This is a genomic window from Mycobacterium simiae (assembly GCF_008370645.1).
GTDB classification, from domain to species: Bacteria; Actinomycetota; Actinomycetes; order Mycobacteriales; family Mycobacteriaceae; genus Mycobacterium; species Mycobacterium simiae_A.
This window is the reverse complement of sequence record NZ_VTZN01000205.1, coordinates 1-7671: the sequence shown is the minus strand read 5'-3', so window position 1 is coordinate 7671 and position 7671 is coordinate 1. Positions and strand designations below refer to the sequence as shown.

The window sequence follows — 7671 nt, the reverse complement described above, 5'->3', positions numbered from 1 at the left end:
CCTCCTACCGCCGCCGCGCCGCCGACCATGCCGGCCACGGCACTCGCGCCGCCCGCACCACCGGTGACGCCGCCACGACGGGCGTCAGCACCGCAGCAGCCACCGCCCTACTCGGCGCCACCCGGGTCCCCGGGATCTTCGGGACAGCTACCGCGCCCAACACCCGCGGGCCATCCCGCGTGGCCACCGAGCGGCGGGCCGATGCCTGCGAACCAGCCGGTCCCCACTCCGGCCTACTTCCAGAGCAGCAACTGGAGTGGCACGCCACCCAGCGCACCGCCCGCGCAGCAACTGCCCCACCCGCCGCGCTGGGGTCAGGGATATCAGCCGATGACACCCAGCAAACGCAACCCATGGCCGATCGTCGCCGCCGTGGCCATCGTGCTCGCCTTCGTCGTCGGCGGAGTGGGCATCTGGCTTATCGTTCGGCCCACGCCGGCGCCGCCACCGAAACCGATATCCGAGGAGCGTCTCAGCTCTTTGTTGCTGAGCCCATCAGAAGTCGACTCCGCGATGGGTGCGTCGAACATGCAACCCGGCAAACCCCTCACCTCGATGGACGCCTCGCCGGTGACGCTGTCCCTGCCGGATTGCCAGGGGGCCTTATATACGAGCCAAGATCCGGAATATTCCGGCACGGGCTATACGGGTGTTAGCGGTCTCGTGTCCTCAGAACCCGGTGACAACTATGACCACTGGGTCAACCAGGCCGTGGTGGCGTTTCCGTCCGCCGACAAGGCCCGCTCGTTCGTGCAGTCCGCGGTGAGCAAGTGGAAGAACTGCGCCGGCAAGGCGGTGACCGTGACCAACAATTCCAAGACGTATCGGTGGACGTTCGCCGAGGTCAACGGAAGCCCGCCGCGGATTACGTTGCTGCGCACCCAAGAAGGCGCCGACGGTTGGGAGTGCCAGCGCGCACTGAGTGTGGCCAACAACGTGGTCGCCGACGTCAACGCGTGCGGTTACCACATCAGCGATCAGGGCGGCCAGATCGCCGACCAGATCATCGCCAAAGTCACCAAGGCAACCACGTACTAAGCCGTACTAGGCCCGTACTAGGCCAGTACTAGGCCCGCAAGTCAGGCCCTTGGGCCCGGAGGTCGTCCACCGCTGCCATGGCGGAGCGCAATTTGGCCAGCCACTCCTCGGTGTGCTCGCCGACCAGCTTGACCGACCATGCAAGGGCGTCCGCACGTGACCGTGCGATCCCGGCGTCGACCAGCGTGTCGAGCACCTGACGCTCCGGTTGCTTGAGACGCGTCATTACCGGAACCGCCATATGGGTGAACAGGATCCGCTCTGCGCCGGTGTCGGAAACGACGTCAACGCCCCACGACACCTTACGTCCATAGCGATGCTGCGCCTGGTCAGCGATTTTCATTCGTTCTGATCGAGTTTCCTCGCGGAATCGCGCGGCCCTTCCGCGTGAGCGCGCCTCGCTCGGTTCCGGTCCGGAATCCCCGGCTGCGCGCAATGTGCCGGTCACCGTGATCTCCTCACGGTCGACGACGACCATGGGGTCACCATCGAACCAGTCCTCGGGCAGGCGTCCAGCGAACCACTCGGCCGCGTCGCTGGCGTCTGGTTGCTCGGCTTGCTGCCAACCTCCCGGGCGGCCGTAGCGGCGTCCATGAATGTGCTGATCTCTCGTCATGATTACATAATTACATCATTTCATTCATTACAGTCCCCCTTTCGCCGGTAGCGAAACGGCACCGGAACAGCCCATTGCTATCAGGTATGCGCAGTTGTATTTTTGGTAGCGAAGCAGGCCCGGAAGAGACCAAACTCAAGTGCCGGAACAAGGGGTAAGAGCCGGCCGCGCAGGACCCGCGTAAGACGGAGCCAAACGCCCCCGAGAGTCGCTCCGGGCCTGCCCATGTCAGCGCAAGCCGAATCAGTGCCGTCGACTATCGCTATTGCTACGCCGGACCCGGAACAGCTTGGACTCATTCTTGATCCCCTTGAGCCGCCGCGCGCCGGCGTACGACCATTCGAACCCAGCGCTGTCAGCGGCATCGCCGAAAGCCTCCCAGACGGAATCCGCGACCAGGACAGTGCCAGGCCGCGCTATCCCCGTGATCCGGCTGGCCGCATTGACCGGGCTCCCGAACCAGTCACCGGCCCGGCTCACGGCCATGCCGGAAGCGACGCCGGCCCGTAGCCGGGGGAAAGAGTCGTCGCTGTCGACGTTCTCGACCAGTTCAAGGATCGTCTCCAAGAGCGGCTCGGGCGCTGGACAGACGAGCATCACCGCGTCGCCGATCGTCTTGATGAAGCGCACCGGCGGAGCGGTCAGGTCGCGTGCGAGGTCTGCCAGCCGGTTGGCGAGCTGCCCCAGCTCTTCAGCCGAGACAACTTCACCCAGTCGGGTGAAGCCGACCAGGTCGGCGAATGCAACGGTGATCTGGCGCGCGCCCGGCAGCGGCTTACCAGCGGCTCGCTCGCCGGCATTGACCGCTTCGGTCTCCATCATGTGCCGCAACTGCATGAACAGCATGTCCTGAATCATCGGGCCGAGCAGTGGCACGATCCGGCTTACCAGCACCTGCGATGCCTGGGCGATCTGCAGCTCGGTGACGCCTGGGCTCATGATCGCCGACAATGCGGTATGGCGCATGACCTCGGCAGCGTGTGACAGGCCCTCGGCGAGAATGCGCACTACCAGCACAACTTGATCCGGGTGCAGACCCAGCTCGACGAACCGCTGCGCGTTAGCGGCGGCCGCACCATCGGCGCGCATATGCACGGCCGCGTCCGGGTCCTCGACCCTGGCCAAGCCGGTCGCGCGCTGCACCCGCTGCAGTAGTTCGAGGTCGATGCCGTGGGTCTGGCTGATCTCCCGGGCGGACACATACCTGCCGTCGTCACCGATCAGACGGCGAGTGGCCAGCAGCAGCGGCGGGTTGGAAGCCCGGATCTCGTCAGCGGAGATGCCCTGTCCCAGCAGCCACTCGATGAGTTCAGCACGTTCCGTGCGCGCGCTGCCCTCGAGTCCTTCCAGCAGATCGTCGACGTGGTGGTCGACCGGTTCGCGCCCGTGGTCCATGCTGTCCTCCACCAGATCGGCGGTTCGCTGTTATGACACCGGCGGTCGCCGGTGGGTCCACGGCCGGGCGGCTTCGATCTGCGCCGACAGTGACAGCAACGTCGCCTCGTCGTAGGGCCGGCCGACGAGCTGCACCGACATCGGGAGACCATCACCGTCCAGGTCCCACGGCACCACGGCGGCGGGCTGGCCCGTCACATTCCAAACCTGGAAGTACGGAACCCGTTGCGCTACCGGCACCAACGTCGCGACCGCACCCCTGCGCTGATAGGCGCCAATACGGAAGGGACCGGTCGCGGCGCCCGGCGTGACGACGACGTCGACGTCGTCGAAAATCGACTGGATACGCTCGCTCAGCGCGACCTCGGCGGCTCGCATGGCCGCCATCCGGCGGTCGGAAAAGAACGAACCCATGCGCGCGATGGCGCGCGTACGCGCCTCCAGCCGGTCTGGATGGGCCTGCGCGTCCGCATCGTCGCTGACACCACGCAGAAAGCGCGGCATGAAGTTGGCGTAGAGCGACGGCGGATACTCAGGGTCGCGGATGATCACGTCGTGACCGAGATCGCGCAGCAACGCACCGACCTGGTCGACCGCCGTCCGCTGTGCCGCGCCGACCCGGACCGGAAACGGAGTGGGAACCCTGGTGCTCAACGCGATTCGCAGCCGGCCGGGCTTGCGTTCGGCGGCCTCGACGAACTCTCCTTCGGGACCGGGCACCGTTGTCGTCGCATCGAGCAGCAGCGCAGCGTCGAGCACCGAGCGCGTTATCGGACCATTGACGCTCAATCCCTGCCACGCGTCATCGTGCGGCTCCAACGAGATCCGGTCACGTTGGGGCTTGAGTCCGAACACACCGCACCAGGTCGACGGGATGCGAATCGATCCGCCTCCGTCGGATCCCAGCGCCAACGGAGCCAGTCCGGCGGCTACCGCGGCGGCGCTGCCGCCGCTACTACCGCCTGGCGTCCGCTTCAGGTTCCACGGGTTGCGGGTCGCCCCGAAGGTCAGCGACTCGGTGAACGGCATGATCATCAACTCGGGCACGTTGGTCTTGCCGATGATGACTGCACCCGCGGCACGCAGCCGGCGGACCACCTCAGAATCGGAGGTCACCGCCGGACCGTGCCCGCCGCTGCCGTAGGTCGTCACCTCCCCGGCGACATCGACATCGTCTTTGATAGCGACCGGCACCCCAAGCAGCGGCAACCTCTCACCGGCATCGAGGCGCTGTTGAGCGACTTCGGCCTCCTCGCGCGCGCAGTCGTAGCGCACCACGCGGTAGGCGCGCACCTCGCTGTCCAGCCGCTCGATACGCTCCAAATAGATCTCCAGCAGCAGCGGTGCGGTGATCTCGCCGTCAGCAAGCATCCGTGCTTGAGCGGCGGCACCAGCGAAGGCGACGTCAGTAGGGTCCACTGCCGCAGCGTATCCCGCTTCATCAGCCGGCTCCAGGCGGTGCCTGCGCCCTTTCCGATCCACGTCACCAGACCAGTAACGTGGCCACATGCCCTGCGTGTTCTGTGCGATCGTCGCCGGTGAAGCTCCAGCCATTCGGATCTACGAGGACGGCGGCTATCTGGCCATCCTCGACATCCGTCCGTTCAGCCGTGGCCACACCCTGGTGCTGCCCAAACGACACACTGTGGACCTCACCGACACTCCGCCGGAAACGTTGGCCGACATGGTCACGATCGGCCAGCGGATCGCCAAAGCCGCCCGTTCCACGGAACTGGCTGACGCGACAAACATCGCCATCAACGACGGCGGCGCCGCCTTCCAGACGGTCTTCCATATCCACTTGCACGTACTACCGCGGCGCAACGGCGACAAGCTGGCGCTCGCCAAAGCCCTGGTGCTGCGCCGCGACCCAGACCGCGCGGCCACCGGGCAGCTGCTGCGGGAGGCGTTGGCCCGCATCGACGCGAGTCAGTAAGACTGAAGACATGAGCAACCTCACTAAATTCGAGCAGTTGGTCGGAGCCCCCCTACTGCGTCTGCACGACACGATCTACCGGAAGACCAACGGCCGGATCGGACATCGGATGCCAGGTCTGCCGCCCAACCTGCTGCTCCATACGGTTGGCGCCAAGACCGGGCAGCCGCGCACCACCTCACTGACATACGCGCGCGACGGCGACTCCTACTTGATCGTCGCCTCCAATGGAGGTGCCGACCGCTACCCCGGCTGGTACCACAATCTGCGCAAGCAGCCGAAATGCGAAATCAACGTTGGCCCAAAACGATTGGCGGTGACGGCACGACGGATTACCCCCGACGACGCGGACTATGTCAGGATGTGGCGGCTCGTCAACGCTAATAACGCGAATCGCTACACCGGTTACCAGCACCGGACATCGCGACCCATTCCGATCTTTGCGCTGACCCCGGCCTGACCGCAGTCTTGCGAAGACGACACCATGATGCGGCCGTCAGACAGCCGAGAGCAGCTGCTTAGCCAGCAGCTCCAGCGTTGTCACCCGGGCGGGCGCAGTGGTCGGATCGGCGCCGCGCTGCGCCGAGGCGACCGGGTGCACCATGACTTCGTCAACATCGAACCGTTCGGCAAGGGCGCGCAGCTGCTCGGCGGCTTCGACCGGCGATCCGACGATGGCCCGCCGCAGGCCACTGTCCACCATCCGCTGCTGGTGCGGCGTGACCCGCGCCGCCGCCGCTTCGTCCACCAGCGGCACCGGCCCCAGCGGCTGCCCGGTCCGCAACCGCGCCATCATCTGCAAGTTAGGCAATATCAAAGCCGTTGCCTCGTCCCGTGTTTCGGCCACAGCGGCGTTAACCGTCAAGAACGTCACCGGCTCGGCGGCGAGCTTGCTCGGCACGAACCGGGACCGATACAGCTGCAGCGCTTCTTCAGTGCCCTTGCCGGAGAAATGGTGGGCGAACACGTAGGGCAGCCCCTTGGCGGCGGCCAGCTGCGCCGAGTACAACGACGACCCCAGCAGCCACAACCGCGGTTCGGTGACCGCTGCCGGGGTGGCCTTAAGAACGTAGTCACCTGAGCGCAGCGCGACCCGCACACCGCGGGCGCTCAGCAACGCAACCACGTCGTCGAGATAGTCCGGGAAGTTCTCGATATCGCGCTCGTCGCGGCCGCCACGCAGCGCGTACGACGTGACCGGATCCGAGCCGGGCGCGCGGCCGATGCCGAGATCGATGCGGCCGGGCGCGGCCGCTTCCAACAGCGCAAACTGCTCGGCCACCGCCAGCGGCGCGTGATTGGGTAGCATCACGCCACCCGACCCGAGACGCAGCTGCGCGGTCTGCGCCGCCAGGTAGGCGATCAGCACCGGCGGGCTGGTGGCGCCCACTGACGGCATGTTGTGGTGTTCGGCGACCCAGTAGCGGGTGAACCCCAGCCGATCCGCGGTCTGCGCAAGCGCCACGGTGGCCGCCAGCGCGTCGCTGGTCGACTGATCGGTGCGCACCGGCACGAGGTCTAAGACGGAAAGACGCACGCTGGCGACAACGCCCACGACCGTGCGAACGTTCCCGCCGAAGCTCAGTAGTCCTCGAGAGCGATCGAGTGCACCACACGCTCGAACTCTTCTTGGGGGATGGGCTCACCGCCGGGGATGTTGTCGCTGACCAGCCATTGGTTGCGCTCGACGAAACCGCTGAACTCGGCGTAGTAGTTGGCAAAGCCGCGCTGATAGTCGGTGCCCGCTGCCGCGAGCTCGCCGGCGAGAATGTAGGCCCCTAGCAGGGCGACACTGGTGCCTTGGCCGGACAACGGCGAGCAACAGTACGCCGCGTCGCCGACCAGCGCGACCCGACCTTTCGACCAGCGGTCCATCACGATCTGCGACATTTCGTCGAAGTAGAAGTCCGGTGCGGACTTCATGTAGTGCAGCAGTTGTGCGCGTACCCAGCCATCGTCGATCATGCGCCGCTCCAGCTCGGCGAATTGAGCCTCTTCGTCGCGATAGTCGATCTGCAGGTCGGTGTCCATGAACGCCAACGCGGCCCTAGCCTCGGTGTTGTCGCGGGCGCTGTACACACCGGCCATGGTGGCGTCCCCGTAATGCCACTTCTGCCAGTAGTCCAGCTCCAGGAAGTTGGGCACGGTGAAGATGGCCGCGAACGTGCCCAACCTCTTGATGAATTGCTCCTCTGGGCCGAAAACCAGCCGGCGGACATTGGAATGCAGCCCGTCGGCGCCGATCACGAAGTCGAAGCGGCGTGGCTCGGCGCGCTCGAAGGTCACCGCGACTGCGGTCTCGTCGTCGTCCAACGCGGTGATACTGTCGTCGAATAAGAACTCTGCGTTCGCTTTTGTTGCCCCGTAGAGCAATTCGACGAGGTCGTCGCGCAGCAGCTCAATATTGGGGTTGTCGATCGGGCCGCCCGTCGGGGTCGACTCGGTATCCCGGGACAGCTCATTGCCGTCACGATCGACCACGGAAGCGCCGCGAATCGCGGTCTTGCACTGCTGCGCTGCCTCCAGCAACCCCATGCGGTCCAATACCGTCAGCGCCGGGCCGCGCACATCGATCGCCTGGCCGCCCGGCCGCATCCCGGGATGGCGCTCCACCACAGTGACCGAATAACCGCTTTGCCCAAGCCAATACGCAACCGTCAGACCGGCGACGCTGGCACCGGAGACC

Annotated in this window: 8 protein-coding genes; 3 read left to right on the top strand and 5 right to left on the bottom strand. The window is 65.9% G+C overall.

From position 1 onward, the window contains the following. A partial coding sequence (locus F0Q45_RS22675; protein WP_188113108.1) for a sensor domain-containing protein occupies positions 1-1038 on the top strand: 1038 nt, incomplete at its 5' end. Between the two features lie 28 nt (positions 1039-1066). Here the strand turns inward: F0Q45_RS22675 and F0Q45_RS22670 are convergent. The 3 genes from F0Q45_RS22670 to F0Q45_RS22660 all read right to left on the bottom strand — a co-directional run bounded on the left by F0Q45_RS22670 (position 1067) and on the right by F0Q45_RS22660 (position 4468). After that, on the bottom strand, positions 1067-1654 hold the full coding sequence (locus tag F0Q45_RS22670) for a hypothetical protein (RefSeq protein WP_149656053.1): 588 nt from the start codon (positions 1652-1654) through the stop codon (positions 1067-1069). A gap of 243 nt (positions 1655-1897) precedes the next feature. Continuing rightward, on the bottom strand, positions 1898-3049 hold the full coding sequence (locus F0Q45_RS22665; RefSeq protein ID WP_149656052.1) for an adenylate/guanylate cyclase domain-containing protein: 1152 nt from the start codon (positions 3047-3049) through the stop codon (positions 1898-1900). A gap of 30 nt (positions 3050-3079) precedes the next feature. Then, positions 3080-4468: an amidase gene (locus tag F0Q45_RS22660; protein WP_149656051.1), complete on the bottom strand. Its 1389-nt coding sequence runs from the start codon at positions 4466-4468 to the stop codon at positions 3080-3082. Between the two features lie 88 nt (positions 4469-4556). Between F0Q45_RS22660 and F0Q45_RS22655 the strand changes: the two genes are divergently transcribed. Then, positions 4557-4985, top strand: coding sequence for an HIT family protein (locus tag F0Q45_RS22655; protein ID WP_149656050.1), 429 nt, complete (start codon positions 4557-4559; stop codon positions 4983-4985). A 10-nt stretch (positions 4986-4995) separates the two neighbouring features. Then, positions 4996-5445 carry a nitroreductase family deazaflavin-dependent oxidoreductase gene (locus F0Q45_RS22650; protein ID WP_149656049.1) on the top strand — a complete coding sequence of 150 codons (450 nt, stop codon included), beginning with the start codon at positions 4996-4998 and terminating at the stop codon, positions 5443-5445. Positions 5446-5481: 36 nt separating this feature from the next. On the opposite strand, the gene F0Q45_RS22645 is transcribed toward F0Q45_RS22650, so the two are convergent. Together F0Q45_RS22645 and F0Q45_RS22640 are read right to left on the bottom strand one after the other, a co-directional pair. Further along, positions 5482-6522, bottom strand: a complete 1041-nt coding sequence (locus F0Q45_RS22645; RefSeq protein WP_149656054.1) for an LLM class flavin-dependent oxidoreductase — start codon at positions 6520-6522, stop codon at positions 5482-5484. Positions 6523-6566: 44 nt separating this feature from the next. Next, positions 6567-7671: FAD-binding protein (locus tag F0Q45_RS22640; protein WP_149656048.1), on the bottom strand; the 1105-nt coding region annotated here is incomplete at its 5' end.